This is a genomic window from Plantactinospora sp. WMMB782, assembly GCF_049179135.1.
In the GTDB taxonomy this organism is placed as follows: Bacteria; Actinomycetota; Actinomycetes; order Mycobacteriales; family Micromonosporaceae; genus Plantactinospora.
This window is the reverse complement of sequence record NZ_JBMHMC010000007.1, coordinates 6,045,864-6,071,873: the sequence shown is the minus strand read 5'-3', so window position 1 is coordinate 6,071,873 and position 26,010 is coordinate 6,045,864. Positions and strand designations below refer to the sequence as shown.

Sequence of the window (26,010 nt, the reverse complement as noted above, 5' to 3'; positions counted from 1 at the left end):
GGTGGCGCTCCTCTCACGGCCTTCAGGTGTTCCGCGAGCTTCCGGAATCGGGACGACCTGCCGGGCGACCGACGAATCGGGGGACGGCGTGCCGGGTGTCCGACGACGAGGCTGGCGGACTAGACGGACCGAGCGGTGTTGGAATAATGTTCCGGACCATACAGAGGCGGTCTAGACCAGTCAAGGGCAAGGGAGTCTCCGGATCTGGACCGGACCTGGCCGGGTACGGCCGCCAGCCGGACATACGGGATGCTCACTTCATGTCAACGCCGAAACACGTCGCGATCACGAACGCTCTCCGCGAGCAGTGCCGGAACCTGCCGGTCGGCTCCCGGCTGCCCTCGGAGAAGGATCTCGCCGTGCGCTTCGAGGTCAGCCGGATGACGGTGCGGCAGGCGCTCGACGCACTGGCCACCGACGGCCGGGTCGAACGCGTCCCCGGGCTCGGTACGTTCGTCCGCCGGCCGACCGTGGCCATGGGCCCCAACCTCAGCTCCTTCACCGAGGACATGCGCTCCCGGGGACTGCGGCCGAGCAGCCGCCTCGTCGCGATCGAGGAGGTGGCCGCCACCGGCGAGGTCGCCGTCGACCTCGGCGTCGAGGTCGACAGCCCGGTCATCCGGCTGGAACGGCTGCGGTTCGCCGACGACGAACCGATGTGCCTGGAGGACGCCCACCTGCCCGCCCGGTTCCAGCGGATCCTGGAGACCGCCGACCTGGAGGGCTCGCTGCACGAGGTGCTGGCCAGCGCGGGCGTGGTGGTCGCGGCGGCCCGCCGCTCGGTCCGCGCGGTGCCCGCGCCGTCCCGGGACGCCCAACTGCTCGGCCTGCCCGAACACGCCCCCGCGCTGGAGATCGTGGACGTCTTCTACGACACCAACCGCCGCCCCGCGCAGCGGTCCCGGTCCCGCTACCGGCACGACCGCTACGAGGTCAAGTCCGACCTGCACCGCCCCAACCCGGAACCGAGGGAGAACGACCGATGACCTGGACCGCGCACACCAGCCCCGACCTGCCCGAGCCGGCCGGGCCGTACAGTCACGTCGTCGACACCGGCACACTCGTCTTCACCGCCGGCTTCGGGCCGCAGGACCCGGCCAGCGGGGTCCTTCCGGAGGGCATCACGGCACAGACCGAGCAGGTCCTCGACAACGTCGAGGGCGCGCTGCGCACCGTCGGGCTGGGCCTCGGCGACGTCGTCAAGGCCACCGTCCACCTGCAACACCTCGACCGTGACTTCGCCGCCTACAACGAGGTGTACGCCCGCCGCTTCCGCCCGCCCTACCCGGTACGCACCACCGTCGGCAGCACCCTGGCCGGCATCCTGGTCGAGGTCGACGTGGTGGCGGTACGGCGCGACCCGAAGCCGGCGAGCTGAGCCGGGATGGCTGCCGTCGCAGTCGTCGATTCCGTCTGGCTGGTCGGCAGCGGCAGCCATCCCGACGCACTTACCGACCCGCACGACTGCCACTGCTACCTGGTCTGGGACGGCACCGGCGGGGTCCTTGTCGACACCGGCACCGGCCTGGGTGCGGGGGCCTGGCTGGCCGCCGTCGCCGAGGTCTGCGACCCGGCCGCGCTGACCGGTGTCGTGGTCACCCACTACCACGCCGACCACGCCGGCGGGGCCGCCGCGGCGCAGGCCGCCGGGCTGCCCGTGCTGTCGAGTGGCGAGACCGCGGCGGCACTGGCCAGCGCCGACGAGTCACGCACCTCGCTGGCCCGGGCCCGGGCCGTCGGGGTCTACCCGCCCGACTACCGGCTGACACCCTCCACCGTGCACCGGATTCTGGCCGGCGGCGACGTCCTCCGGGCGGGTGGCCTCGAGGTCGAGATCGTCGACGCCCCCGGTCACTGCGACGGCCACCTCGTCGTACTCGTCCGCGTCGCCGGGCGGACCGTCCTGTTCAGCGGCGACTGCCTCTTCGCCGGCGGGCGGGTCAGCATGCAGGCGATCCACGACTGCCGGCTCGACCGGTATGCCGAGACGGTCGTCGCACTCGCCGGACGCGAGGTCGACGTGCTGCTTCCCGGGCACGGTGAACCGGTGCTGCGCGACGCCGGGCTGGAGATCGGCCGGGCCGCCGAGTCCTTCCGCCGGCTCGTCCCCCCGCCGAACTTCCTCACCTCCTGACCGGCCGCCGCACCCCTCGGCCCACTCGACGGCGGGGTGTCGGTGGGCCGCCCTAGACTGCGGCGCCATGGCGATGGTGAGTTTCGTCGACGAGACGACCGCGGGCGAACGCAGCTCGGAGTGGCATCTGGAGATCTTCGAGGAGCGCCTGCCGCTGCGGGAGGTGATCCGCCGCCGGGTGTTCCAGGAGGTGGCCGAGCACAACGCGAAGGGCGGCGACGTCTTCCGCGGGCTGGTGCAGCCGACCGACACCGAGCGGACGCTCAACGGCTTCAAGTTGAGGAAGCCACGCCGGATCGACCCCGAGGAGCAGGCCACCCACGCGCTGGAGGCGTTCTACCGCAACGGTTTCATCGTCCTCGTCGACGACCGGCAGGTCGACGAGCTGGACGCGGTCGTGGAGCTGGGCCGGGGCACGCAGATCACCTTCCTCAAGCTCGTACCGCTGGTCGGTGGATGATGGCGACGCCCACGGTCCTGCCCGAGCAGGGCGCGCGGTTGGCGGAACTCGCCCGCGCCGGTGACGTCGAGCGCCTCGCCGACGAGGTGCTGGCCTACACCGCCGGCTATTCCGGCCACTGGGGCCGGGAGAGCCGGTGGGTGACCGACGGCCTCGACCTCGTCGCGCCCGATCGCAAGGGCGAGCTGCTGATGGCGATCCTCGAACGGTGTTCCCGGATCACCGAGGCCGAGCAGCGCCGGGTCACCAACGAGCTGTTGCAGATCCTGGTCAAGCCCTTCTGCTCCAGCCGGACACCCGAGGCGGCCGCCGTCGCGCTCGGCTTCGCCGCCCGGCACACCAGCTATCTCGGCGGCGACCAGCAGCGCCGGATGGCCGAGCTGCTGCTCGACGCGGGACAGCCGCTGCCGCCGGAGGTCGTCGCCATGATGCGGCGCACCGTCGCGCACGGCTACTGGGGTGTCGAGGGTTTTCTCAAGCCGCTCCTGGCCAGGCTCGACGTACCGGCGCTCAACCCGGGAGAGGCGTGGGCGGACCGGGCGCTGACCGACGTCGCGTCGCTCGACCCGGCCGAAGCCGACCGCTGGCACGCGCTGTTCCGGCACGCGGCGACCGCGACCAGCGCGAAACCGTCACAGAAGTGGGAAAAGGCCGGCCGCGCCCTGCTCGACGAGCTGACCGAGCCCGGCGACCGGCTGCGCGGCTGGCTGGCGCTGGTCGGGCGCCCGCGCACCATCCGGCTCAACCGTGGCCCCTGGGAGCCCGACGTCAACGAGGCCTTCGACCAGTACAACGCCACGCCGCTGCGCGGCCTGGTGTGGCTGGCCGCCTTCCTGCCCGAGCATCCCGAGACCGCCCGGGTGCTCGGCGCGCTCGTCGAGACGGCACTGCGCAAGGTCGCCGGGATCGGCCCGCGTAACCCGAAGACCGCCAACGCCGCCGTCTACGCGCTGTCCCGCATCCCCACCGGGGAGGCACTCGCCCAGATCGCCCGGCTCGCCGCCCGGGTCACCTACAAGGGCACCGCCAAGGAACTGAACGCCGCGCTCGACGCCCGGGCGGTGGCGCTCGGCCTGACCAGGGACGAGGTGGAGGAGCTGGCCGTCCCGGCGTACGGGCTGACCGAGGTGGGGCGGCGTGTCGAACAGTTCGGCGCGGCGTCGGCCACCCTGGACGTCAGCGCCGGAGCGGTCACGGTCACCTGGCGCAACAGCGCCGGCAAGGTCGTCAGGTCGATACCCGCCGCCGTCCGGTCGGAGCACCCCGAGACGCTCGCCGAGTTCAGGGCCGCCGTCAAGGACGTCGAGAAGATGCTGTCGGCCCAGGCGGAACGCCTCGACCGCCAGCTCCTCGCCCAGCGGGTCTGGCCGTTCGACGCCTGGCGGGCCCGCTATCTCGACCATCCGCTCGTCGGTACGCTGGCCCGCCGGCTGATCTGGCTCGTCGACGACGTGCCCTGCGGGTACGCCGACGGAACGCTGCGCACCGCCGAGGGCAAGGAGATCGCCGCCGGCACGACGGTGCGGCTCTGGCATCCGATCGGCCGCGACGTCTCCGAGGTGCTCGCCTGGCGCGGCTGGCTGGAGACCAACCGGGTGACCCAGCCGTTCAAGCAGGCACACCGGGAGGTCTACCTGCTGACCGCGGCCGAGGAGCGCACCCGGGTCTACTCCAACCGGTACGCCGCGCACATCCTGCGCCAGCACCAGTTCCACGCCCTGGCGGCGGTGCGGGGCTGGCGCAACAAGCTGCGGATGATGGTCGACGACTCGTACGAGCCGGCGACCCGCGAGTTGCCGCAGTGGGGACTGCGTGCGGAGTTCTGGATCGAGGGCATCGGCGAGGACTGGGATGCCGACACCACCGAGTCGGGGGCGTACCTGCGGCTCGCCACCGACCAGGTCCGGTTCTATCCGCTGACCGCGCCGGTGCACTACGCACACGCCGGTGGCGGCGGCTACGAGCAGTGGGTGGACCAGGGCGCGCAGCCGACGGAGCCGGTGCCGCTGGCCGAGATCCCACCGCTGGTGCTCAGCGAGATCCTCCGGGACGTGGACCTCTTCGTCGGCGTCGCCAGCGTCGGCAACGACCCGACCTGGCAGGACGGCGGTCCGGGCGGGCGGTTCCGGGAATACTGGGCCTCCTACAGCTTCGGCGAACTCAGCGGCACCGCGCAGACCCGCCGGGAGATGCTCGAACGCCTGGTGCCCCGGCTGGCCGTCGCCGACCGGGCGAAGGTCGACGGCCGGTTCCTGGTGGTCCGGGGCGACCTGCGCACCTACAAGATCCATCTCGGCTCGGGCAACATCCTGATGAGCCCGAACGACCAATACCTGTGCATCGTGCCGAAGCAGGCGGCCGGCTCCTCCGGCAAGGACGTCTTCCTCCCGTTCGAGGGTGACCGGGTGCTCGCCGTGATCCTCAGCAAGGCGCTCATGCTGGCCAAGGACACCGCGATCACCGACCCCACCATCACCCAGCAGATCCGGCGCTGAGCCCGGCCCGGCTACCCGGCGGTCGTCGGGCCGTCGCCACCCACCGGGCGGTACGGGCCGACGACCACCGGTCCGGTGCCGGCCGGGCCGCTGCCCGGGGTGTCGCAGCCATCCGCGCCGACAGTGCCGACGGTGGCCGGGCCGCCGCCGCAGACCCCGGTCTCGGGTAGTTCGAGCCGGACGTCGCGGGCCGCCGGCCAGTCCCCGGCGAGGGCGGCGACGACGGAGCGGGCCTGCTCGTATCCGGTGGCCATCAGGAATGTCGGAGCGCGTCCGTAGCTCTTGACCCCGATCGCGTAGTAGCCGGGTTCCGGATGGGCCAGTTCGTCGACGCCGTGCGGTGGGACGGTGCCGCAGGAGTGTTGGTTGGGGTCGATCAACGGGGCGAGCGCCCGGGTGGAGCCGAGCACCGGATCCAGGTCGAGCCGGAGTTCGGCGCCGAGCGAGTGGTCGGGCCGGAAGCCGGTCGCCGCGACGATCCGGTGCACGGCGAGCGTCCGGGTACCGTCCGAGACCTCGACCCGCCCGTCGGCTGCCGGCCTGAGCCGGTGCACGGCGAACCCGGTGACCAGTGCGATGCGGCCGGCTTCGACATGTTCCCGCAACCGGCTGCCGAGGGCGCCCCGGGCCGGCAGGGCGTCGGCGGTCTCCCCGCCGTAGCTGCGGCCCGGGTCGCCGGCCCGGATCGCCCAGGTGACCCGTGTCCCCTCGACCAGGCCGGCGAGTTCGGCGAGGGCGAGCAGGGTGTTCGCGGCGGAGTGGCCGGCGCCGACGACCAGGGCGTGCCGGCCGGCGAACCGCTCCCGGTCGGCGCCGAGGACATCGGGTAGGGCGGGTTCGAGGAACGGGCCCGCCTCGGCCTCGCCGTGTGCGGGGATCCCGGAGCCGCCGAGGACGTTCGGGGTGGCCCAGCTGCCACTGGCGTCGACGACCGCCCGGGCGAGCAGGTCCGCGCCGGAGTCCAGCCGGAGAAGCAGCGGCGCCTCCTCCCGACCCGCGGTGCGGAGCCGGTCCATGCCGAGCCGGGTCACGGCGGTGACCCGGGTCCGGTACCGGATGTTCGGTTTGAGCGCGGGAAGGTCGGCCAGCGGTTGGAGGTACTCGTCGACGAGTTGGGCGCCGGTCGGCAGGGTCGCCGGATCGGGTTCGACCCAGCCGGCGTCGCGCAGCAGCCGGGCGGCGGCCGGATCGACGTCGTACCGCCACGGCGAGAAGAGCCGTACGTGTCGCCACTGGGCAACGGCGGCACCTGGGCCGTTCCCGGTTTCCAGCAGGGTGAACGGCAGCTCGCGCTCGTGCAGGTGGGCGGCGGCGGCCAGCCCGACGGGTCCGGCGCCGATCACCGCCACCGGCAGATCTCGCAGATGGTCACTCACCGAAACTCCCCCTGTCCGTCAAGGTGCCCGTCGCCGGCCGCCTCGGCAGACCCGGCTTGTCTTGAGGTTCTTCGAATCAGAAGGTTGCACACTGTTTCGACATCTGTCAACCTAGGCTCATGTCGAAGCAGCTGCCGGCACTCAGCCTGGCGGATCTCAACGCCGGGCTGCCCTGTTGTGCGCCGATAAGCGAGCAGCGGATCCCGGCAGAGACCGCCACCGCGCTCGCCCCGGCCTTCAAGGCGCTCGGCGATCCGGTGCGTCTCCAGCTGATGTCGATGATCGCCTCGGCACCGGACGGGGAGATCTGCGTGTGCGATCTCACCCCGGCGTTCGAGTTGTCCGGGCCGACGATCTCGCACCACCTGAAGACCCTGCGCGAGGCCGGCCTGGTCGACGCCGAGCGCCGGGGCACCTGGGTCTACTACCGCGCCCGGCCGGCCCTGCTGCGCCAGCTCGCCGGCCTGCTCGAAACCGGCGGTCCGGCGAGCGCCTGAGCATCCCGCCCACGCCAGCCCGGGGGTGGGCGGCCGACGTCGACACCTGATGTTCACCCGGCAGCACTGGACCGAGGATGGCCGTGGATGCTTACATCAGGACGTGCTGATATCAGAAGCCCCTGATGTGATCAAGCTGCTGGCCGACCCGCTCCGGGCGCAGCTCGTCGACCTGCTCGCCCAGGGGCCGGCCTGCACCTGCCATCTGGTCGCCGACACCGGCGCGAAGCAGCCGAACGTCTCCGGCCACCTGCGGCAACTGCGCGACGCCGGCCTGGTCGTCGCGGAACCACACGGCAGGTTCACGTACTACCGGCTCCTGCCCGAGGCACTGGAAGCCGCCGCCGACCAGCTCACCGGGCTTGCCGCCCGGGCCCGGACCAACGCCGGCACCCGCCGGGAGTGCTGATGACCGTCCGCGCTACCGAACCGGCGCCCGCCGTCGTCGCCCGGCTCTCCCGCCTCGACCGGTTCCTGCCGGTCTGGATCGGCCTGGCAATGGTCACCGGGCTGCTGCTCGGCCGGCTCGTCCCCGGGCTGAACGCCGGCCTGGAAGCGGTGAAGGTCGGCGGGATCTCGCTGCCGATCGCCGTCGCACTGCTGGTCATGATGTACCCGGTGCTGGCCAAGGTGCGCTACGACCGGCTCGACACCGTCACCGGCGACCGCCGACTGCTGATCTCCTCCCTGGTGTTGAACTGGCTCGTCGGGCCGGCGGTCATGTTCGCGCTGGCCTGGATCTTCCTCGCCGACCACGCCGAGTACCGCACCGGGCTGATCATCGTCGGCCTGGCCCGGTGCATCGCCATGGTGATCATCTGGAACGACCTGGCCTGCGGCGACCGCGAGGCCGCCGCCGTACTCGTCGCCCTGAACTCCGTCTTCCAGGTCCTCGCCTTCGGCGTACTCGGCTGGTTCTACCTCTCCGTGCTGCCCGACCGGCTCGGCCTGTCCGGTGAAGCGTTGCAGGTCTCCGGCTGGGAGATCGCCGGCAACGTACTCATCTTCCTCGGCATCCCGCTGCTCGCCGGCTACCTCACCCGGCGTCTCGGCGAGCGCACGAGGGGCCGCACCTGGTACGAGGAGCGTTTCCTGCCGAAGATCGGCCCGGTCGCCCTGTACGGGCTGCTCTTCACCATCGTCCTCCTGTTCGCCCTCCAGGGCGACGCGATCACCAGTCAGCCATGGGACGTCGCGCTGATCGCGGTGCCACTGCTGGCCTACTTCGCGATCATGTGGGCCGGCTCCTACGGCCTCGGCCGGGCCATCGGGCTGAGCTACGAACGCACCACCACCCTGGCGTTCACCGCCGCCGGGAACAACTTCGAGCTGGCCATCGCCGTGGCGATCGGCACCTTCGGCGTCACCAGCGGCCAGGCCCTGGCCGGTGTCGTCGGGCCGCTGATCGAGGTACCCGTCCTCGTCGCGCTGGTCTACGTCAGCCTCGCCCTGCGACAGCGCCTCTTCCCGACCACATCCCCCGTCCGGACCTCCCGATGACCTCGGGGCGCTGCCCAGACCCGCCGACCGCGAAGGAACCGATCATGCCCGACAAGCCCAGCGTGCTCTTCGTCTGCGTGCACAACGCCGGCCGCTCCCAGATGGCCGCCGGCTGGCTACGCCAGCTCGCCGGCGACACCGTCGAGGTACGCTCCGCCGGCTCCGCCCCCGCCGACCGGGTCAACCCGGCCGCCGTCGAGGCGATGCGCGAGGTCGGCATCGACATCACCGACCAGACCCCGAAGCTGCTGGAGTGGGAGACGGCCGAGTCCTCCGACGTGATCGTCACCATGGGCTGTGGTGACGCCTGTCCGGTCTTCCCCGGCAAACGCTACGAGGACTGGCAGCTCGCGGACCCTGCCGGCCAGGGCGTCGACGCCGTCCGGCCGATCCGCGACGAGATCCGGACCCGGGTCGAAAAGTTGCTGTCCGAGCTGTCCGCCGGTCAGGTCGCCCGCTGAGCGCTCAGCAGCAGGTGAGCAGATACGACCGGAGGTTGTCGATCGCCTCCAGCACGCCGGCCCGATCTGCGCGATAGAGAACGATCTTGCCGTCCCGGCGGGAGGTGAGGATGCCGCCGCGACGCAGCAGCGTCAACTGCTCCGACGCGGTCGACTGTCCGATGCCGGCCCGTTCGGCGACCTCGCCGACCGACAGTTCGGCGCCCTGGGCGAACAGCATCATTATGCGCTGACGTGACGTACTGGCCAGGGCCCTGAGGAACTCGCCGGTCTGCTCTGACAGCTCGGCCGGACCCGGGTCCTGCGGGCCACGGCATCCGGACGAGGAGGCGTCCTCGTCACCGTCGGCTGGTGCACGCATGTCCCCACCCTAGGACAAGAGTCATATCGCCATTACGCGAAATGACGATATGATCGTCACATGAGCATCGAATCACTGCCCGTGGTCATCATCGGCGCGGGCCAGTCAGGGCTGGCGGCTGCCCGAGCCGCACAGCGCGCCGGGCTGCGTCCCCTGGTCCTCGAAGCAGGCGACCGGACCACCGGCTCCTGGTCCCACTACTACGACAGCCTCACCCTGTTCTCCCCCGCCCGGTACAGCGGCCTGCCGGACCTGCCGTTCCCGGGTGACCCCGACCGCTATCCGGGACGGGACGAGGTGGTGGCCTATCTCCAGCGGTACGCCGCCGCGCTGGGCGTGGAGATCCACCCAGGCGTACGGGTCGAGGCGGTGCAGCGGGGACGTGGTGCCGGGTTCGCGGTGCGGACCGCCGACGGGCAGCAGGTCGAGGCTGCCGGGGTGGTGGCTGCCAGCGGTTCGTTCGGCAACCCGTATCTGCCCGTACTGGCCGGCCAGGAGGACTTCGGAGGTGAGGTGCTGCACGTGGCGGCCTACCGTGACCCGAAGCCGTTCACCGGGAAGCGGGTAGTGGTGGTCGGCGGCAGCAACTCGGCGGTCCAGGTCGGCTACGAGCTGGCCGAGGTCGCGGCGGTGACGCTCGCGACCCGGCAGCCGGTCCGCTTCGTCCCACAGGTCTTCCTGGGCCGCGATCTGCACCACTGGCTCAGGGTCACCAGGTTCGACGCGCTGCCGCAGGCATGGCTGGCCCGCCTCGTCGACCGGACGCCGGTACTCGACACCGGCGCCTACCGTGCGGCGATGACCGACGGGCTGTTCACCCGGCGGCCGATGTTCACCGCGTTCACCCCCGAGGGCGTGCAGTGGCCGGACGGCACGTCGGAGGCCGTCGACGCGGTGATCTTCGCAACCGGTTACCGGCCACACCTGGACTATCTGCGCCCCCTCGGCGCACTGGATCCGTCCGGATCACCCCGGCATGCCGCAGGCGTCTCGACGACCCATCCCGGGCTGGCGTACGTCGGGCTGGAGTTCCAACGCTCGTTCTCCTCCAACACCCTGCGGGGCGTGGCGCGCGACGCCGAGTACGTCATGGGGCCCCTGGCGGCCCATGTCGGTGGCACCACGGCGTCGGTCAGCCGTTGACAGAAACGAAGTAGCTCAGCAATCATTGAGTCAATGAACGCTGAGATGTCTTCTCTGGACTTCCGGGCCCGGGTGCACGCCGCGTTGGGCGACCCGGCCCGGTTGGCGATCGTCGACATCCTCACGCTCGGCGACGCCTCCCCCGGCGAGGTCGGCGAGGCCCTGCGGATGCCGACCAATCTGGTCGCCCACCACCTGAAGGTGTTGCAGGACAGCGGCCTCGTCGCCCGGAGCCGGTCCGAGGGTGACCGACGACGCAGCTACCTGCGACTCGTCCCGGAAACCCTGTCGGTGATCTCGGCACCGCCCGCACCGGAGGCCGTCCGGGTGGTGTTCGTCTGCACACACAACTCCGCCCGCTCGCAACTGGCCGCCGCGCTGTGGGCCGGCCACAGCCGGGTGCCGGCGGCGTCGGCGGGCACCGAACCGGCCGAGCGGGTCCATCCCCGGGCGCTGCGGGTCGCCCGCCGCCACGGCCTGCGCCTGGCTCCGACCCGCACCACACATGTCGATGATCTGGTCCGCGAGGACGACCTCGTCATCGCGGTCTGCGACAACGCACACGAGCACCTGCCCACTGGCGCCCGACCGCGACTGCACTGGTCGGTGCCGGATCCCGCACGAGCCGACACCGACGACGCGTTCGAGTCGGCGTTCGCCGACATCGCCACCCGCGTCGAGCGGCTGGCCTCCATCCTGCTTCCGGGAGAAGACCGTGACTGACCTCACCACGCATCGCCGCCCCGACATCTCGATCGACCAGCAACTTGCCCTGCGCACCGCCGCCGTACGACTCGCCGACGAGTTCGCCGGGGTCTACGGAATTGAGACGGTCGAACGGTTCCTGCACACCAGTTACGACCAGTTCGCCCTGGCCAGCACCGTTCCGCACTTCCTCCCGCTCCTCGCCGAACGGTTCGCCCGACAGCGGCTGCACGCGCTGGCCCGGGTCGAGGGTCTGCACCAGGACGGCCGGCCGGTCGTGCTGTTCCTCTGCGTCCACAACGCCGGACGCAGCCAGATGGCCCTCGGCTTCTTCCAGCACCTCGCCGGCGACCGCGCCGTCGCCTGGTCCGGCGGCTCCGAGCCGGGCACCGAGGTCAACCCCGCCGCGGTCGCCGCGATGGCCGAACGCGGCATCGACATTTCCACCGAGTACCCGAAGCCGTGGACCGCCGAGGTGGTCCGGGCCGCCGATGTCGTGGTCACCATGGGCTGCGGCGACGCGTGTCCGATCTTCCCCGGCACCCGCTACGAGAACTGGGACCTCGACGACCCCGCCGGCGGGACCACCGAACGGGTCCGTCCCGTCCGCGACGAGATCGAACGCCGCGTCCGACACCTGCTCGACCAGCTCGGCGTACCCGCGGGGCACTGACCGCCGGCCAGGGCGTGCCTGCTCGGGACGGGTGTCGGCGTACCGTACCAGCATGATCACCTGCGTCGTGCACTACACCATCGACCCCGCGCAGATCGACGCGTTCGAACGGTTCGCCCGCACCTGGATGCGCCTGGTCGCCAGGCACGGCGGTGTGCACCACGGCTACTTCCTGCCCGCCGAGGGCGCGAGCGACCGGGCCGAAGCGCTGTTCAGCTTCGAGAGCCTGGCGGCCTACGAGCGCTACCGGGCCCTTTTCGGCGTCGACCCCGAGTTCGTCGCGGCCGACCGGATCCGCGAGGACTCCGGCTGTGTCCTCCGGTACGAGCGGACCTTCATGCGCCCGCTCCTGCCGACGGACTGACGGGCATCTCCCGGGCGGCTCCCCCGTTTCGTGGGGCGACCGGGTCGACGGGGAAGTAGAGGGAACGGGGATGTTCGACGACAACGGCCTGCTGCGGCCTCCGGAGGAGCAGGCGTACCGGATGCTGCTGCGGCTCTCCGCGGCCGGGCCCGCCGACCTCGCCGGGCAGGCCGGGATGCCGCTGGAGGAGGCCGCCGGGCTGCTGGACGGCCTGCGGGACAAGGGACTCGCGATGGCCCGCCCCGGGCCGGACCGGATCTTCGAACCGTTGCCGCCGGACGTCGCTCTCGGCAACACCCTGCTGCGCCGGCAGGAGTCGCTGGAGACCGCCCGGCAGGCGGTCGCCGCGCTTACCGAGGAGTACCGGAGCAGCGTCCGGCGCCGCAACGCCGACCACCTGGTGGAGGTGGTGGTCGGTACGGCCGCGTTGCGGGACCGGCTGCGTGACCTACAGGAGTCGGCCCGGGTGGAGATCCTCTGGTTCTGCCGGGCCAACCCGCTCGCCATGTCCGGCGCGGAGAACGCCGAGGAGTCCGGGGCGCTGGCCCGTGGGGTGCGGTACCGGGCGATCTACGAGCGGGCGCTGCTGGAGACGCCCGGCGAGCTGGAGAGCATCGTTGAGAGCGTACGCGCCGGGGAGGACGCCCGGAGTCTGCCGAGGTTGCCGGTCCGGATCGCCATCGCCGACCGGTCGACCGCGATCTGCCCGCTGGTGCCGGACGACGAGCGCGACGTCGGTGAGCCGACCGCCGCGCTGATCCGGCGCAGTGAACTGCTGGACGCCCTGCTGGCCCTCTTCGAGAGCCACTGGGACCGGGCCACCCCGATCCGCTGGGACGCCGAGCGGGGTGGTCTCGCCGAGGCGCCACCCGACGACGCACTGGACGACGGCGAGCGGTTCCTGCTCTCGCTCTTCGTGGCCGGCTTCCCCGACAAGTCGATCGCCTCGCAGCTCGGCGTCAGTCGGCGGACGGTGCAGCGCCGGCTGGAGCGGTTGATGGCGCTGGCCGGAGTGGACACCCGCACCGGCCTGGCGTTCCAGGCCGCCCGCCGGGGCTGGCTCTGACCGGCGGGACGCCAAACGGCGCCGGCTCCGGGCGGGACGACCGGTTCGCCGTCCCGCCCGGAGCCCGGTCAGCGCAGGCCGTACGCCCGGATCACGGTCTGGGTGACCGCGTTGCCGGACCTGTCGGTGGCCCGGACCCGCAGTGAGACCGTGCCGTGGCCGGCCGGGACACCGGCCCGGTAGGAGTTGCCGTGCCCGGTGACCGGGACCCGCCGCCAGCTGGCACCCTCGTCGAAGGAGACCTCGGCGGTCAGGCTGGTCCCCCGGGCGGCGGGGTGCCCGTCCTGGTGCCGGACGGTCAACCCGACGGTGTGCCGCCGCCCGGTGGCCCGGCCGGTCAGGTCCACCGGCACCGCGTAGTCGAGCTGCAACAGCGGTAGCGGCCGTGCCTCGTCACCGGAGCCTTGGCCGGAACGGAACTGCCACACCGTCTCGGTACGGGTGCCCCAGCTCCACTCCTCGCCGTCGCGCTCGGTGGTCAGAGCCAGTCGGTAGTCGGCCTCCGGCCCGGTGGTGGTGACGTCCTGCCGGGCGTCGGGCAGTTCGTACAGCAGCTTCCCGTCGCGCCACAGGGTGGCCTTCGCCCGGGTCGCCTCACCGATCGTGACGTGGCCGTCGTCGTCGACGAACTCCGGCACCCGCAACGCGAGGGTGTTCCCGGCCCGGCTGGAGACCAACTCCGGAATCCCGCGTGGCGAGGCGGGCCGGACCACGGGGCCGAACCAGGTCTCCGAGGCCCTACCGCCGGCGTAACTGACGGCTGGCTCGATCATCCCGTACTCGAGCACACCGTCCCAGTACGACCACTCGTGGCTTACCCGGTGCTGCCAGAGCGAGTCGCCGGTGGTCACCCACTCCTCGCGCTCCTGTGGTGTCGCAACGAACCGGGTCGTGTCGTTCCATGCATAGGTCTGCCAGGGGCGCCATCCGAACCGCTGCTCCTTTGCCCAGGGGAATCCGCCGTTGTCGGCGTACCGAGTGGTGATTCTTGTCGAGTTGGCCGGGGCAACCCGGTAGACGATCCGGTCCGGGATTCGGTTCCGTTCCACATGCAGCACGTCGTACAGGTAGGGGCTGGACGTGGTCAGGGTCAGGTCCAGCGTCGCCCGTCCCCGGCGCGCCTGGGCGATCAGCCGCTGGCCGTCGTCGTACGCCACGACCAGCGTCGGAATCGGTTCCCGGTCTCCGGTGGGCTGCCACATCGTCTGCGGTGACGCGTCCGCAGAACGTACGATCAGGATCACCGCCGCGCCGGCCGTGGCCGCCGCCGCGGTCAGCTCCTCCTCGCTGGGGCCGTCGTCCCTGGCCTCGACCAGCACCGTCGCACCGCGCGCCCTGACAGCGGCCAGTTCCTCCGGGGTGCCCCGGCCGGCATGGACCAGCGGGAACCGGCGGGTCCCGTCGTAGACCGGGGACTGGTTTCGCAGGTTGACGTCGAGCGGGCCGGCGACACCGGGCACCTCTGCACGCACCATCGGCGCGACGAGCTGCCACCGGGACGAGAACTCGAACTCCCCGCTGGTCAGCTTGCGCGTCGGGGTGACGTTCACCTGCTCGATGTTGGCGTAGTGCATCACGCCGTGGCTGATCCGACGGCCGGTGCCGGTCACCCGGTGCAGGTAGTAGCTCAGCACCGTCTGCTGCTCTGCCGGCTTGGGCGTCTCGATCCGGACCGGGGTGGCCTTGCGGGCGTCCAGTAGCACCTCGATGTTCCCGTCGACCCGCAGTTCGGGATCGGTCAACAGAACGGCCTGGTGATCGAGTGGGTCGCCGTCCTCGATCACCGCGTGCAGCAGGTACGTCCCCTCGGCGACTTCGAGGGTCACCGCCTGGCCCGCGGGCACGTACGCCAGCTGGTCCCAACGCCGGCTGTCGCCGAACAGCGTGAGCACCGGCGCCGTCACCGGCTGGCCGGCCCGGCCGACCGCGCGGACGGTGACCGTGCGCCGAGGACCGTCCAGGCTGATCCCGATCGCAGTGCTGACCCGCACGCCGTCCGGGCCGGTCGCGATGATCCAACCACCGAAGAGTCCCCGGTTCAGTTTCGCCAGGTCGGCGGTGACCGGCACCTCCACCGAAGCGCCGGCCGGCACGGTGACGGTGCCGGAGCCGGTGGTGACGGCATCCGTCTCCGGCACCCCGCTGGCCACGTCCTCGAGTTCGACGGCCAGGGTGAGGGTGACCGGCGTCGGCCCGTCGTTGGTGTACCGGAGGGCCTTGCTGACCGGCGCCGCTTTCGCACCGGCGCGCGCGGTGGCGGCGGTGTCCGGGTCGGTGTGCAGGCCGAAGTCGACCTGGCCGCTGGCAAACACCCGCTGGCCGACCGCGCGGGCTACGTCCACCCGGCCGGTGCCCTGCGCGAAGACCGGCAGGTCCGGGTTGCTCCGGGCGGTACTGACCAGCGCGTCCTTCAGCCGCGCCGCCGACCAGTCCGGATGGGCCTGGGCCAGCAGCGCGGCCGCACCGGCCACGTGCGGGGTCGCCATCGAGGTACCGGAGGCGGCCGTGTACCGGTCGTCGACCGGGGTGCCCATGCTGGTACCGGCGGCGCGGGCGGCGACGATCTCCACGCCGGGAGCCGTGATCTCCGGCTTCAGCCCCTCGTCCCCGATCCGGGGACCCCGACTGGAGAACTCGGCGAGTGACTCGTCGCGGTCCACCGCGCCGACCGTCAGCGCGGATCGGGCGGTGCCGGGCGTACCGACGGTGTAGTCCGCGCCGGCATTGCCGGCGGCCACCACGAAGAGGGTGCCGGTGTCGGCGGTGATCCGGTCCACCGCCTCGCTGAGCGGGTCGGTGCCGTCGGTCGGCCCGCCGCCGAGACTCATGTTGACCACCGCCGCGCCCTGATCGGCGGCCCACTCCATCCCCTCGATGATCCAGGATTCGAGGCCGCTGCCGTCGTCACCGAGCACCTTGCCGGCCAGCACGCTCGCGCCGGGAGCAACGCCCTTGTGGGTACCTCCGGACCCGGCGCCGGTGCCGGCCACCGTCGCCGCGACGTGCGTACCGTGGCCGTGCTTGTCGCTGGCGTCGGGGCTGCTGGTGAAGTTGCGGGCGGTGACCTTGCCGGACAGGTCCGGGTGGGTCTGGTCGACTCCGGTGTCCAGCACCGCCACCTTGACCCCGGCACCGTCCAGGCCGGCCTGCCAGGCGGCCGGAGCGCCGATCTGGGCGACGCTGCGGTCCAGCACCGGCCGGACCCGGCCGTCCAGCCAGATCTGGCGGATCCCGCCGCCGAGAGCGGTGGCGGCGGAGCGGGCCCTGCCGGCCTTGCCGGTCTGCCCGACGGTCTGCCAGAAGCCGGCGAGCGAGTCCTTCCCGGCGGCCAGGGCCGCGCCGCCGATGCTGGTCAGCGGCCGGGTGGCGGTGGTACCGGCCGGAGTGCGGGCACCGGCGGCCGGGTTCTGGTAGCGGACGATGAGCGGCAGGCTGGCCGAGGCGTTGTCGGCGTACCCGTCGGCGATCAGTTCCTCGACGTCGAACAGGTCCGCGTCCAGGGTGCCCGCCGAGACGTACGGGACGACGTCGCTGGGCAGCACCCGCAGCCCGCCGTCGGACTCGACGGTGTGGAAGGTGATCCGCTCCCGTCCGGCGGCCGGCCGGACCATGGCCGCGGACCGGCCGTCACCGGCTGGCGAGATCTCGACGACGTCACCGGTGATCAGGGTGACCCGCGCCCCGGCTGCGGCCGCACCGGTCCCGGCCGGCGAGCCGGTGCCGGGTGGTACGGCGGGCGGGGGCGCGGCGGTGGCCGGTGGCCCCACGGCGGTGAGCGCGAGTACGGCGGCCAGCCCGGCAGCGGTACGGCGCAGCGGAGGTGACATGACGGTTGCTCCTCGACTCTGGCGTGGCCGCCGACAACGGGCGACAGTCGGAGTCTGTGGCCGGAACAATTCCTCGGTCATCACCCTTTGCTGCCGCAGAGGCGACATGGCACCAAGTGGACACCGCTGCCCGGCGGCCTCCCGACGACCGTTCCAGGTCGAGGAGAGGCAGACAGTACAGCGTTTGGTGTATTGTCTCGTTGTGGAGACGACGCTGACGCACGGACAGGTGCTGGCCCGGTTCGGTCACGCGCTGTCGGACCCGACCCGGGCACGACTGTTGCTGGCCCTGCGCGACGGTCCGGGCTATCCGGCCGAACTGGCCGAACTGCTCGGCACCACCCGGCAGAACCTGTCGAACCATCTCGGCTGCCTGCGCGGCTGCGGCCTGGTGGTGGCCGTGCCCGAGGGGCGCCGGACCCGTTACGAGTTGGCCGACGCCCGGCTGGCGCACGCCCTCGGCGACCTGCTGGGCCTGGTGCTCGCGGTGGACCCGGCCGCCTGTCCGGACGCCACGACCAAGGGGTGCTGCTGATGAGCGCCCCGGTCCGGCTCCGGCCGCCCGGCCCGGCGCCGGACCGGCGTGCCGCACTGGTCCGCCGGGTACGGCTGCTGGTCGCCGCCACGATCACCTACAACGTCGTTGAGGCGGTGGTGGCGATCACCGCCGGCACCCTCGCCTCGTCGACCGCACTGATCGGTTTCGGTCTGGACTCGGTGATCGAGGTTTCCTCGGCGGCCGCCGTGGCCTGGCAGTTCACCGGCCGTGACCCGCAGTCGCGGGAAAGGGTCGCGTTGCGGGTCATCGCGATCTCGTTCTTCGTGCTGGCTGGTTACATCACGGTCGAGTCGGTACGCGCCCTCGTCGGCGGCGCCGAGCCGGCCCACTCCACCGTCGGCCTCGGCCTGGCCGCGCTCTCCCTGGCGGTCATGCCACTACTGTCGTACGCCCAGCGCCGCGCCGGCCGCGAACTCGGCTCCCGCTCGGCGGTCGCCGACTCCAGGCAGACCCTGCTCTGCACCTGGCTGTCGGCGGTGCTGCTGGTCGGCCTCGGCCTGAACAGCCTGTTCGGCTGGTCCTGGGCCGACCCGGTCGCCGCACTGGTGATCGCCGCCGTGGCGGTCCGCGAGGGCCGCGAGGCGTGGCGCGGCGACACCTGCTGCGCCGTCCCGCTGATGCCACCACCAGACGTCGCCGAGACCACTACCCCCGCCAGCGAGACCACTACGCCAGCCACCGAGACCAGGGCACCCTCAACCGACACCAGGGCAGCATCAACCGTGACCAGGGCACCATCAACCGTGACCAGGGCATCCTCAACCGTGACCAGGGCGCACTTCACCGTGACCAGGGCGCCCACCACCGAGGGATGCGGCTGCCGACCCGGCTGCTCCTGCTGCCGCGACTGACCCCGGGCCATGACGTCTGTCGATCCGGTCGGCTTCCGGTCCGTGACGCGACCACCGGCTGACTGCTACCGTCGGCCGGTGGCAGTCGACACCCCGGCCGATCTCCTGGTGACTGTGGACGGCGGCCTCGAGGAGGTGCTGTCGCTACAGCGGTGGCTCAGCGAGCAGGACGACTTCGCCGGGCGGGCCCGACTACTGCGGAGCGACCCCGGGCCGGGGCAGATGGGCACCGTCCTCGACACGATCACGATCGCCGCCGGCGGTGGTGGCGCGCTGACCGCCCTGCTGGGCACGATGTCCGTCTGGATGCGGCACCGTGGCGCCAAGATCACGGCCACCGTCAAGAAGGGCAACCGGAGCGTCACCATCGACGCGGACCGGGTCCGGTCGGCCGACATCGCTGCGTTGAGGGAGATGGTGGCGGAATTCTCCCGCACCCTGGACGAGGGCTGATCCCCGGCCATGCCGCCGCGACACCTCCGGCTCGCCGACCCGGACCGGTCCCGGGTGGTCCTGGTCGGCACCGCCAACTACCGTCACGGGTTGCCGGAAATCCCGCCGGTGGTCGGCAACGTGGACGGTCTCGCCCGGCTCTTCCGCGATCCTCGACTGGGCGGACTCGGCGAGGACGCCTGTCACACCCTGGTCGACCCGAGTCGGGATCTCGCGATCCGGCAGGTCGCGGCCTGGTGCCGGGATGCCGAGGACGTCCTGGTCGTCTACTTCTCCGGCCACGGCCTGATCGGTGAGGACGGTGAACTGCTGCTGGCCTGCGCGGACACCGACCCGGACCTGGTCGACTACACCGCGCTGCCGATCAGCCTGCTCCGCCGGGCGGTGCAGACCAGCCCGGCCCGGACCAGAGTGCTCGTGCTCGACTGCTGCTACTCCGGACGGGCGGTCCGCGCCCTCGGCGGTGCCGAAGCCGACCTGCTGGGCCAGGTGGAGGTGTCCGGCACCTACACCCTCGCTTCGGTACCCGGCGACCTGCAGGCGCTGTTCCGCGACGGTGCCCGGTACACGGTCTTCACCGGCGAGCTGATCGACGTGCTGCGCAACGGCATCGCCGACGCGGGGCCGCTGCTCTCGGTCGACGCGGTGTACCGGCACCTGCTGCGCCGGATGCGCGGCAACGGTCTGCCGCCGCCGAAACAGGTGCACAGCGACACGGCCAGCGACCTCGCGCTCGTGCGGAACACCGCCCACCAGGACACCGAGGCGGTCACTGGGCAGACGGGACCGCAGGGGGATCCGTTCCGGCATCTCGACCTGCTGGTGCGGCGGGCCGGTGAGGAGCCCCGGGACCGGCTGGTACTCCGCACCGCCGCCCGGGACCGCGACTGGCCGGTACTGGCCCGGCTGCGCATGGCCGCCGAACTCGACCATCTCGGCGAGACCGGAACCGCCCTGGAAACCCTGCGCGACCTCGGGATCGACGGCGACGTGCCGCAGGTGTTGCGGACGATGCGCGAGTTCGGATCGCTGGTGGCGGAGAACCGTCTCTGGGAGTCGGCGCTCGTCGACTCCTGGAACGTCGCGACCGTCCACGACCCCGAGCTGCTGTGGGGACTGATGATGGCGATCTGGCTGTCCGGCACCGGGTTGCCGGTGCGGCAACAGATCGCCGCGGTCACCGAACTCGCCGGCCTCGGATACCGCGACCAGGCCCGCAGCGTGCTGGCCGGGATGCTGCGCCGGCTCCGCCTGCCGGGGGTCGACCGCAGGACGGTGCAGGACGCGATGAAGAGACTCTGACCGACGTGGTCGCGGTCGGGCAGCTCAGTCGCGCCGGCCGCCCAGTCCGGGCAGCAGCCGGTAGACGGGTTCCTCCGAGGCCCGGTCCCGGACCGCGGCCGAGGCACGCCCGGCCATCGCGTTCCGACGCTGCCGCAAGGCTTCCCGCCGGATCGTCCGCAGCACGTTCCAGGTGCCACCCGCCACGACGGCACCGCTCATCCAGCTCACCGTGCCCACCCATTCGGGACTGCCCCCCATCGCCTGCACGATCCCGGCCAGGGCGACGCTCGGCGAGAGGAGCAGCACGCCACCGAGCATCGCGGCCCGGACGTCGATCCGGGTCTGTGACATCGGCACCGCGTACGCGGCCGCGAACCCGGGATGGCGCCACATCAGTCCGACGGTGCAACCGATCGCGAGCGCCGCGATGCCGGCGCCGGTCGACGCGGTCGCCACCAGCAGCGTGGCCCAGCCCGGCATCGCCTGCCGCCACAATGCCACCACTCCGACAGCGGTCAACACCGACCACATCAGCCCGGTGCTCCAGAGCCGGTGCACGGCCTGCGCCGCCTGCGGCTCCTCGCGAGTCAGGACGTGCCGGGTCAGTGGGATGTGCAGGCCGACGACGGCCGCCAGTACGGCGAGCACGGTCGCGGCCATCACCAGCGAGGACTCGTGCCTGCCGACGTCGTAGCGCAGCAGCGCGCCGGTGACGCCCAGCGCGCCGAGCAGTGCGGCACCGGCCCGCCACCGGTCGTCACCACGTGCACTGATCATGATCGCCACCGAGGCGGAACCCACCACGGTCACGGCGGAGTCCAGCAGTCCGGGCCGCAGCTCGGGCGGTATCCAGGGATCGACGGACTCCCAGACGAGTCCACCGGTCACCACCGCCAGCGACAGCGCCGCCGGCCTGACGGCGTCGCCCCGGAGCAGGGCGTTCGTCAGCAGCCATGCCACCACCACGAGCGTGCCGGCCTGGATCGCGTCTCGCACGAGACCTCACTCTCTCCGCGTCATGCCGGGCAGCAGCCGGTAGACCGGCTCCGACTCCATCAGCCCGCGCAGCCCGGACGCGGCCTCCGGGCCCACCGGCGCGGCGGTCCGGTACCGGTGCGCGGCGACGTGGTCCAGCAGACTCCGCAGCGTCACACCGCCGGCGACCACGCACGCCGCGCCCGCGACCAGGAGTACGACCGTGACCGGCGCTGGCGCCCGGACGACGTCCGACAGGGTCACCGGTACGCCGAGCAGGGTCAGCGCCCCGACGGCGGAGGCGGCCCAGCGAACCAGGTCGACGGTGGCCACCTGCCGGGTGCGCGACCACGGTCGAGCCCACGCCCGCGCGAACGGGCCGTTGCGGACCAGGACGACCGCGAAGGCCGCGAGCTGCACCGCGACGACGAATCCGGCGAAGCTGAGGAAGAGCAGACCGAGCGCCAACCAGAGCCACGGCGCCAGGAGACTCGCGGTGTTGACCATGACTCCCGCCGACGCGGTCAGCGCCGCCGCCCGCCACAACCGGCGGGTCGGCAGGTACGTTCCGGTGGCCGCGTACGGCCGCAGCACCCGCAGGTCCACGAAGACGTGCAACGCGATCACCAGCAGGACCGCTGCCAGCGCTCCCAGCACGACCCGGGCCAGCGGTTCGACCCCGGCGAATCCTGCGATCCCGAACGAGGCCACCGCGAGCACCACCGCCACCACGACGGCACCCAGCCCGCCGGGGCGGTGGCGCAGACCGAGCGGGATGGCGACGGCCGCCGCCACGACCACCGCGCCGAGCTGGTAGCTCAACAACTCCGCACGGTCGGCGGGCATCCAGCCGACCGTCTGCTGGAGGACCAACCCCGCACCGGCCAGCCCGAGGCAGGTGCCGCCGAGGCTGGCCGCCCGGTATCCGGTCCACCCGACGAACGCGAGCAGCACCAGTACGGCGGTCAGGCCGAGCGACGTCCCCGACATCGCGTCTCCGCGTTCTCTCCGACTGCCCGGCGCGACGATCCGCTCACCGTCGGCCAATCGTAGCCGTACCGGACAGGTCCGGTGAACCGTCGCCCGGCGTCCCGTCGGGTGAACCTGTCGCCCGGAGTCCCGTCGACCGACCGCGGCCTGCCCGTCGCGCGGAGCTCCGCCCGGCGCCCGGTCAGCCGGTGGTGTCACCGTCGGGACGCCTGGACCCGCCGGACGGATCCGAGTCTCCGCCGGATCCGTTCCCGATTTCCAGGTTGTCGCCCGGCGTACCGCCGACCCGGCGTACCTCCCGCTCCGCCTCGTCGTGCGGCAGTCCCGTCGTGCCGAGCAGGTCGGTGGCGATGGCGCGGATCTGCGCGACGACCACGTTGCCGGAGAAGCCGAGCCCCTGCCGGTAGGCGGCGCTCGCCTGCTCCACCGCCCGGCACACCACGTCGGTGGACTTCTTCGGGATGACACCCCGGCGCAGGTCCCGCTGCACCACCTTCGCGGCCTCGGCCAGGCTGCAGAGGGACTCGACGAGTTCCGTCGGCGCCGGTTCGTCGTCGCGCAGCAGGGTCACCGCCCGCCGGGTCAGCACCCGGGCGTTGCGTACGGCGCGTTCGATGTACTCGGCCGCCTTCATGTAGTGCTGTAGGGCGGCACGCGCCCGCCAGCGCAGCGGCGCGATCGTGGCGGCCTCCCGCCCCTCCGGCAGCACCTGGTAGAACTCCTCGAGCTTGTCCTCGCCCCGGGTCAGCGTGACAAGCGCCTCCTGTAGCGGGTCCTGGTCGCGCTCGGCGAGGCCGCGCGCGGTCACCGTCAGCCCTTCGACGAGTACGTCGAGGGCCGGGCGGGCCACCCGGGACACCACGGTCACCGGGTTCACCGGCAGCACCAGGGCCATCACCGCCAACGCCACCGCGCCGCCGATCATGGCGTCGATGATGCGGGTGAAGTAGATCCCCTCGGTCGGTGGGCGCAGCGTCGCCACCAGTACCGACGAGGTGGCGGCCTGGGATACCACCCCGGCCGACCCGCCGGCCAGGATCGTCACGCTCATCGCCAGCGCGGCGCCGACCCCGATCTGCCAGGCGCCCGTGCCGATCACGTAGATCAGCCCGTCGCCGACGGCGATGCCGGCGATGACTCCGAGCACCAGTTCCACCGCCCGGCGCAGGCGCTGACCCGTCGATATGCCCAGCGTGATCATGGCTGCGATCGGGGCGAAGACCGGCTGCGGGTTGCCGAGCACCCTGGCGGCCAGAAACCAGGCCAGCGCCGCCGCCACAGCGCTCTGGGCCACCACCACCTCGACGGCCCGGAACTGGCGCCACCGTTCGACCAGCAGCTCGCGGGCCTTTCCCAGACGCCGGCGCGGACCGGTCACCGCCACCGCCTCGGGAATCTGCCGGACATCACGATGCCACGATAGGGAGGATCCCCGGATACAGGAGCCAATCCGACAATTGCGGCACGGCTCGACCTCTGCCGGCCGCCGAGGGCTTGAAGTGGTGTCCGGCGGGAATGCTGCCCGGGTGCGGGCGGCGGTCGGGCGCTTCGAGGCGCTGCGGGCGGACGATCATGGGAATGGCGGCTGGCGCGGTAACCGGACAGATCTCTCCGAACCCCGACCAATCACGAGAGACGGATCATGGAACGGATCGTCACACCGTACGGGCGGCATTCCACCGCCGCCGAGGTCGTCGCCGGGACCGACCTGTCCGGGCGGCGGGCCGTGGTGACCGGAGGGGCCTCCGGGATCGGGCTGGAGACGGCCCGGGCGCTGGCCGGTGCGGGGGCGCAGGTTACCGTGACCGCTCAGGACAGCAACGCCGACGAGGCCGCGTACGACATCGCGACGTCCACCGGGAATCCCGAGGTACGGGGCGCTTCGCTCGAACTGACCGACGTCTCGTCCATCCGCGCCTTCGTCGACGCCTGGACGGGACCGCTGCACATCCTGGTCAACAACGCCGGGGTGATGGCGCTGCCCGAACTGCGCCGGACCCCGGACGGCTGGGAGGTGCAGTTCGCCGTCAACCACCTCGGCCACTATCTGCTCGCGGTCGGGCTGCGGGACGCACTGACCCGGGCCGGCGGCGCCCGGATCGTCTCGGTCAGTTCGAGCGCCCACCACCTCTCCCCCGTCGTCTTCGAGGACATCCACTACCTGCACCGCGAGTACCATCCCCGGCTGGCGTACGCCCAGGCGAAGACCGCGGTGGCGCTCTTCGCGGTCGGCGCCGCCGCCCGTTGGGCCGACCGGGCGATCACTGCCAACGCCGTCAACCCCGGGGCGATCGCCACCGGCCTCCAGCAGTACATCGGCGGTGACCTCGGCGTTCGCGCCGATCTCCAGAAGAGCCCGCAGCAGGGTGCGGCCACCTCCGTGCTGGTGGCCTCGTCGCCGTTGCTGGACGGCGTCACCGGCCGCTACTTCAACGACTGCGCGGAGGCCACCCCGGTCACCGTGCTGCCGACGGACGACGCCGAGCTCGCCTCGTCGGTCTCGTACCACGCGATCGACCCGGAGCAGGCCGACCGGCTGTGGTGGGCCTGCGCCGAGATGGTCGGCTGACGGCCACCGGCTCAACTCCTCCAGCGGCCGGGTCACCGCACCGGCGTGCCGGCGCGGTGAGCCGTGCCGACCGCCGGGCTGCCCGCTGCGCGGCACGGGCTCCGGAAGACGCCGCAAGGGGGTGGCACCGGCCGGTGCCACCCCCGTCACGGAACCGCTGTCACCTGGCGGTGCAGCTCAGCGTTGGTGCGGTGTTCGTGCCGTTCCAGGAACCGTTGAAGCCGAAACTGGTCGAGGCGTTCGCGCTCAACGAGCCGTTGTGCCCGACGTTCGTGGCGGTGACCGACGACCCGCTCGAGGTCACCGTCGCGTTCCACGAACTGGTGATGCTCTGGCCGTTGGGCCAGGTCCAGTTCACCGTCCATCCGGAGATGGCGGAGTTGCCGGCCCGGACCGTGACCTGGGCGCCGAAGCCCCCGGACCACTCGCTGGTCTTGGCGAACGTCGCGGTGCAGCCACCGTTGCCGGCCGGCGGGGTGGTCGGCGGCATCGTCGGCGGGTTGGTGGGCGGGTTCGTCGGCGGGTTGGTCGGCGGGTTGGTCGGCGGGTTGGTCGGCTCGCCGCCACCGCCGAAGATCACGTCGCTGCAGAGGTAGTACGGCTGGTCGAGGTGGCTCGCCTGCCAGATCGTGTAGACGACGTGCCGCCCGGTCCGGTTGCCCGCGTTCACCTGGGCCTCGTACAGCCCGGTGGTCGGGTAGCTGCCGGTCCGCAGCACCAGGTCCAGGCTGCCCCAGGTGAGCGCCTGCCGGGTGGGGTCGAAGCCCTGCTTGGTGATGTAGATCAGCATGTAGTCGGCGCCGTGCCGGGCCCCGTCGGTGAGGGTCAACGTGAAGTTGTTCGGCATCGGCTTCGCGACCCAGGCACCGACCGTGTCCAGCGAGGCGTACAACCCGTTCTGGGTACGCCCGCCGCTACAGAGCTGCCCGTCCGGCACGGCGGCCTGGTGGTTGCCGCCGACGTTCTCCCGGTACAGGCCGTTCCAGTTCCACATGGTGTTCGGGTTGGCCTGCCAGGCCTGCGCGCACATCGGGTCGGTCTGCGCCATGTTGGGGTTGAGGTGGTCGTCTCCCCAGCGCTCCCAGCAGCCGTAGTTCCGGGACGGCGGGTTGGTGACCGAGCCGTGTGCCGCGGCCGGGCCGGGTTGGTGGACAACGAACATGGTGAACCCGGTGACGAGCAGGGCGACCACGCCGAGGATCAGGTGGCGGGCTCTTCGTGAGGCTTTCATCTGTGCTCCAGCATTCCGCCGACGCCTGTGCCGCTC

At 72.0% G+C, this 26,010-nt stretch carries 26 protein-coding genes; 19 read left to right on the top strand and 7 right to left on the bottom strand.

The window, feature by feature from the left end:
- The first annotated feature begins 260 nt into the window (after positions 1 to 260).
- The 5 genes from ACN28A_RS29140 to ACN28A_RS29120 all read left to right on the top strand — a co-directional run bounded on the left by ACN28A_RS29140 (position 261) and on the right by ACN28A_RS29120 (position 5,089).
- Positions 261 to 986 carry a GntR family transcriptional regulator gene (locus ACN28A_RS29140; protein ID WP_421400448.1) on the top strand — a complete coding sequence of 242 codons (726 nt, stop codon included), beginning with the start codon at positions 261 to 263 and terminating at the stop codon, positions 984 to 986.
- Entirely contained in the window at positions 983 to 1,378 is a 396-nt protein-coding gene (locus ACN28A_RS29135; RefSeq protein ID WP_421400445.1) for a RidA family protein, read from the top strand. The genes ACN28A_RS29140 and ACN28A_RS29135 overlap by 4 nt, the downstream gene beginning before the upstream one ends.
- Before the next feature lie 6 nt (positions 1,379 to 1,384).
- On the top strand, positions 1,385 to 2,134 hold the full coding sequence (locus tag ACN28A_RS29130; RefSeq protein WP_421400443.1) for an MBL fold metallo-hydrolase: 750 nt from the start codon (positions 1,385 to 1,387) through the stop codon (positions 2,132 to 2,134).
- Positions 2,135 to 2,201: 67 nt separating this feature from the next.
- On the top strand, positions 2,202 to 2,594 hold the full coding sequence (locus ACN28A_RS29125) for a hypothetical protein (RefSeq protein WP_421400440.1): 393 nt from the start codon (positions 2,202 to 2,204) through the stop codon (positions 2,592 to 2,594).
- Positions 2,591 to 5,089, top strand: a complete 2,499-nt coding sequence (locus ACN28A_RS29120) for a DUF4132 domain-containing protein (RefSeq protein WP_421400439.1) — start codon at positions 2,591 to 2,593, stop codon at positions 5,087 to 5,089. Before ACN28A_RS29125 ends, ACN28A_RS29120 begins: the two co-directional genes overlap by 4 nt.
- Positions 5,090 to 5,100: 11 nt before the next feature.
- Here the strand turns inward: ACN28A_RS29120 and ACN28A_RS29115 are convergent, their stop codons facing one another.
- The gene (locus tag ACN28A_RS29115) at positions 5,101 to 6,465 is read right to left on the bottom strand and encodes an FAD-dependent oxidoreductase (RefSeq protein ID WP_421400437.1); all 1,365 of its coding nucleotides are present in this window, start codon (positions 6,463 to 6,465) and stop codon (positions 5,101 to 5,103) included.
- A gap of 119 nt (positions 6,466 to 6,584) precedes the next feature.
- On the opposite strand from ACN28A_RS29115, the gene ACN28A_RS29110 reads away from it, so the two are divergent.
- The 4 genes from ACN28A_RS29110 (at position 6,585) to ACN28A_RS29095 (ending at position 8,923) form a co-directional block, all read left to right on the top strand.
- Complete coding sequence (locus tag ACN28A_RS29110; protein WP_421400434.1) at positions 6,585 to 6,962, top strand: ArsR/SmtB family transcription factor; 378 nt, start codon at positions 6,585 to 6,587, stop codon at positions 6,960 to 6,962.
- Positions 6,963 to 7,065: 103 nt separating this feature from the next.
- The gene (locus ACN28A_RS29105) at positions 7,066 to 7,371 is read left to right on the top strand and encodes an ArsR/SmtB family transcription factor (RefSeq protein ID WP_421400432.1); all 306 of its coding nucleotides are present in this window, start codon (positions 7,066 to 7,068) and stop codon (positions 7,369 to 7,371) included.
- Positions 7,371 to 8,462 (top strand): ACR3 family arsenite efflux transporter, encoded by a 1,092-nt coding sequence (gene arsB / locus ACN28A_RS29100; protein WP_421400430.1) that lies wholly within the window; start codon positions 7,371 to 7,373, stop codon positions 8,460 to 8,462. Before ACN28A_RS29105 ends, arsB begins: the two co-directional genes overlap by 1 nt.
- A gap of 44 nt (positions 8,463 to 8,506) precedes the next feature.
- Positions 8,507 to 8,923 (top strand): arsenate reductase ArsC, encoded by a 417-nt coding sequence (locus ACN28A_RS29095; RefSeq protein ID WP_421400429.1) that lies wholly within the window; start codon positions 8,507 to 8,509, stop codon positions 8,921 to 8,923.
- Between the two features lie 4 nt (positions 8,924 to 8,927).
- Here ACN28A_RS29095 and ACN28A_RS29090 read toward each other — a convergent pair whose 3' ends face one another.
- Positions 8,928 to 9,284: an ArsR/SmtB family transcription factor gene (locus tag ACN28A_RS29090; protein WP_421400426.1), complete on the bottom strand. Its 357-nt coding sequence runs from the start codon at positions 9,282 to 9,284 to the stop codon at positions 8,928 to 8,930.
- Positions 9,285 to 9,344: 60 nt separating this feature from the next.
- Between ACN28A_RS29090 and ACN28A_RS29085 the strand changes: the two genes are divergently transcribed.
- The 5 genes from ACN28A_RS29085 (at position 9,345) to ACN28A_RS29065 (ending at position 13,235) form a co-directional block, all read left to right on the top strand.
- A complete protein-coding gene (locus tag ACN28A_RS29085) occupies positions 9,345 to 10,427 on the top strand; it encodes a flavin-containing monooxygenase (protein ID WP_421400424.1) in 1,083 nt (360 codons plus the stop codon).
- 45 nt (positions 10,428 to 10,472) lie between these two features.
- On the top strand, positions 10,473 to 11,150 hold the full coding sequence (locus ACN28A_RS29080; RefSeq protein WP_421400421.1) for a helix-turn-helix domain-containing protein: 678 nt from the start codon (positions 10,473 to 10,475) through the stop codon (positions 11,148 to 11,150).
- Positions 11,143 to 11,805, top strand: coding sequence for an arsenate reductase ArsC (locus ACN28A_RS29075; RefSeq protein ID WP_421400418.1), 663 nt, complete (start codon positions 11,143 to 11,145; stop codon positions 11,803 to 11,805). Before ACN28A_RS29080 ends, ACN28A_RS29075 begins: the two co-directional genes overlap by 8 nt.
- Positions 11,806 to 11,857: 52 nt before the next feature.
- Positions 11,858 to 12,169 (top strand): NIPSNAP family protein, encoded by a 312-nt coding sequence (locus ACN28A_RS29070; RefSeq protein ID WP_421400416.1) that lies wholly within the window; start codon positions 11,858 to 11,860, stop codon positions 12,167 to 12,169.
- Positions 12,170 to 12,239: 70 nt separating this feature from the next.
- On the top strand, positions 12,240 to 13,235 hold the full coding sequence (locus ACN28A_RS29065) for a helix-turn-helix domain-containing protein (protein WP_421400414.1): 996 nt from the start codon (positions 12,240 to 12,242) through the stop codon (positions 13,233 to 13,235).
- A 68-nt stretch (positions 13,236 to 13,303) separates the two neighbouring features.
- Here the strand turns inward: ACN28A_RS29065 and ACN28A_RS29060 are convergent, their stop codons facing one another.
- The gene (locus tag ACN28A_RS29060) at positions 13,304 to 17,062 is read right to left on the bottom strand and encodes a S8 family serine peptidase (protein WP_421400411.1); all 3,759 of its coding nucleotides are present in this window, start codon (positions 17,060 to 17,062) and stop codon (positions 13,304 to 13,306) included.
- Positions 17,063 to 17,264: 202 nt separating this feature from the next.
- On the opposite strand from ACN28A_RS29060, the gene ACN28A_RS29055 reads away from it, so the two are divergent.
- The 4 genes from ACN28A_RS29055 to ACN28A_RS29040 all read left to right on the top strand — a co-directional run bounded on the left by ACN28A_RS29055 (position 17,265) and on the right by ACN28A_RS29040 (position 20,227).
- The gene (locus ACN28A_RS29055; RefSeq protein WP_421400408.1) at positions 17,265 to 17,597 is read left to right on the top strand and encodes an ArsR/SmtB family transcription factor; all 333 of its coding nucleotides are present in this window, start codon (positions 17,265 to 17,267) and stop codon (positions 17,595 to 17,597) included.
- Positions 17,597 to 18,472 (top strand): cation diffusion facilitator family transporter, encoded by an 876-nt coding sequence (locus tag ACN28A_RS29050; protein ID WP_421400405.1) that lies wholly within the window; start codon positions 17,597 to 17,599, stop codon positions 18,470 to 18,472. The genes ACN28A_RS29055 and ACN28A_RS29050 overlap by 1 nt, the downstream gene beginning before the upstream one ends.
- Before the next feature lie 78 nt (positions 18,473 to 18,550).
- Positions 18,551 to 18,925 (top strand): effector-associated constant component EACC1, encoded by a 375-nt coding sequence (locus ACN28A_RS29045; RefSeq protein ID WP_421400404.1) that lies wholly within the window; start codon positions 18,551 to 18,553, stop codon positions 18,923 to 18,925.
- Between the two features lie 9 nt (positions 18,926 to 18,934).
- A complete protein-coding gene (locus ACN28A_RS29040) occupies positions 18,935 to 20,227 on the top strand; it encodes a caspase family protein (RefSeq protein WP_421400401.1) in 1,293 nt (430 codons plus the stop codon).
- A gap of 24 nt (positions 20,228 to 20,251) precedes the next feature.
- On the opposite strand, the gene ACN28A_RS29035 is transcribed toward ACN28A_RS29040, so the two are convergent.
- From ACN28A_RS29035 to ACN28A_RS29025, 3 genes are all read right to left on the bottom strand, one after another.
- Entirely contained in the window at positions 20,252 to 21,205 is a 954-nt protein-coding gene (locus ACN28A_RS29035; protein ID WP_421400400.1) for a hypothetical protein, read from the bottom strand.
- A gap of 6 nt (positions 21,206 to 21,211) precedes the next feature.
- A complete protein-coding gene (locus ACN28A_RS29030) occupies positions 21,212 to 22,174 on the bottom strand; it encodes a hypothetical protein (RefSeq protein ID WP_421400398.1) in 963 nt (320 codons plus the stop codon).
- A gap of 181 nt (positions 22,175 to 22,355) precedes the next feature.
- Positions 22,356 to 23,552, bottom strand: coding sequence for an FUSC family protein (locus ACN28A_RS29025; protein WP_421400396.1), 1,197 nt, complete (start codon positions 23,550 to 23,552; stop codon positions 22,356 to 22,358).
- A 264-nt stretch (positions 23,553 to 23,816) separates the two neighbouring features.
- Here ACN28A_RS29025 and ACN28A_RS29020 point away from each other — a divergent pair, with 264 nt between their 5' ends.
- Entirely contained in the window at positions 23,817 to 24,743 is a 927-nt protein-coding gene (locus ACN28A_RS29020; protein ID WP_421400394.1) for an SDR family NAD(P)-dependent oxidoreductase, read from the top strand.
- A gap of 160 nt (positions 24,744 to 24,903) precedes the next feature.
- Here the strand turns inward: ACN28A_RS29020 and ACN28A_RS29015 are convergent, their stop codons facing one another.
- The gene (locus ACN28A_RS29015; protein WP_421400392.1) at positions 24,904 to 25,974 is read right to left on the bottom strand and encodes a lytic polysaccharide monooxygenase auxiliary activity family 9 protein; all 1,071 of its coding nucleotides are present in this window, start codon (positions 25,972 to 25,974) and stop codon (positions 24,904 to 24,906) included.
- Positions 25,975 to 26,010: the final 36 nt, after the last annotated feature.

What these genes read in the sequence shown, in the direction of transcription:
- ACN28A_RS29085 (WP_421400424.1), top strand. Translation starts at nt 9,345, where the DNA reads ATGAGCATCGAATCACTGCCCGTGGTCATCATCGGCGCGGGCCAGTCA.
- ACN28A_RS29040 (WP_421400401.1), top strand. Translation starts at nt 18,935, where the DNA reads ATGCCGCCGCGACACCTCCGGCTCGCCGACCCGGACCGGTCCCGGGTG.
- ACN28A_RS29050 (WP_421400405.1), top strand. Translation starts at nt 17,597, where the DNA reads ATGAGCGCCCCGGTCCGGCTCCGGCCGCCCGGCCCGGCGCCGGACCGG.
- ACN28A_RS29110 (WP_421400434.1), top strand. Translation starts at nt 6,585, where the DNA reads ATGTCGAAGCAGCTGCCGGCACTCAGCCTGGCGGATCTCAACGCCGGG.
- arsB (WP_421400430.1), top strand. Translation starts at nt 7,371, where the DNA reads ATGACCGTCCGCGCTACCGAACCGGCGCCCGCCGTCGTCGCCCGGCTC.
- ACN28A_RS29095 (WP_421400429.1), top strand. Translation starts at nt 8,507, where the DNA reads ATGCCCGACAAGCCCAGCGTGCTCTTCGTCTGCGTGCACAACGCCGGC.
- ACN28A_RS29070 (WP_421400416.1), top strand. Translation starts at nt 11,858, where the DNA reads ATGATCACCTGCGTCGTGCACTACACCATCGACCCCGCGCAGATCGAC.
- ACN28A_RS29020 (WP_421400394.1), top strand. Translation starts at nt 23,817, where the DNA reads ATGGAACGGATCGTCACACCGTACGGGCGGCATTCCACCGCCGCCGAG.
- ACN28A_RS29080 (WP_421400421.1), top strand. Translation starts at nt 10,473, where the DNA reads ATGTCTTCTCTGGACTTCCGGGCCCGGGTGCACGCCGCGTTGGGCGAC.
- ACN28A_RS29120 (WP_421400439.1), top strand. Translation starts at nt 2,591, where the DNA reads ATGATGGCGACGCCCACGGTCCTGCCCGAGCAGGGCGCGCGGTTGGCG.
- ACN28A_RS29135 (WP_421400445.1), top strand. Translation starts at nt 983, where the DNA reads ATGACCTGGACCGCGCACACCAGCCCCGACCTGCCCGAGCCGGCCGGG.
- ACN28A_RS29030 (WP_421400398.1), bottom strand. Translation starts at nt 22,174, where the DNA reads ATGTCGGGGACGTCGCTCGGCCTGACCGCCGTACTGGTGCTGCTCGCG.
- ACN28A_RS29140 (WP_421400448.1), top strand. Translation starts at nt 261, where the DNA reads ATGTCAACGCCGAAACACGTCGCGATCACGAACGCTCTCCGCGAGCAG.
- ACN28A_RS29125 (WP_421400440.1), top strand. Translation starts at nt 2,202, where the DNA reads ATGGCGATGGTGAGTTTCGTCGACGAGACGACCGCGGGCGAACGCAGC.
- ACN28A_RS29065 (WP_421400414.1), top strand. Translation starts at nt 12,240, where the DNA reads ATGTTCGACGACAACGGCCTGCTGCGGCCTCCGGAGGAGCAGGCGTAC.
- ACN28A_RS29015 (WP_421400392.1), bottom strand. Translation starts at nt 25,974, where the DNA reads ATGAAAGCCTCACGAAGAGCCCGCCACCTGATCCTCGGCGTGGTCGCC.
- ACN28A_RS29090 (WP_421400426.1), bottom strand. Translation starts at nt 9,284, where the DNA reads ATGCGTGCACCAGCCGACGGTGACGAGGACGCCTCCTCGTCCGGATGC.
- ACN28A_RS29130 (WP_421400443.1), top strand. Translation starts at nt 1,385, where the DNA reads ATGGCTGCCGTCGCAGTCGTCGATTCCGTCTGGCTGGTCGGCAGCGGC.
- ACN28A_RS29060 (WP_421400411.1), bottom strand. Translation starts at nt 17,062, where the DNA reads ATGTCACCTCCGCTGCGCCGTACCGCTGCCGGGCTGGCCGCCGTACTC.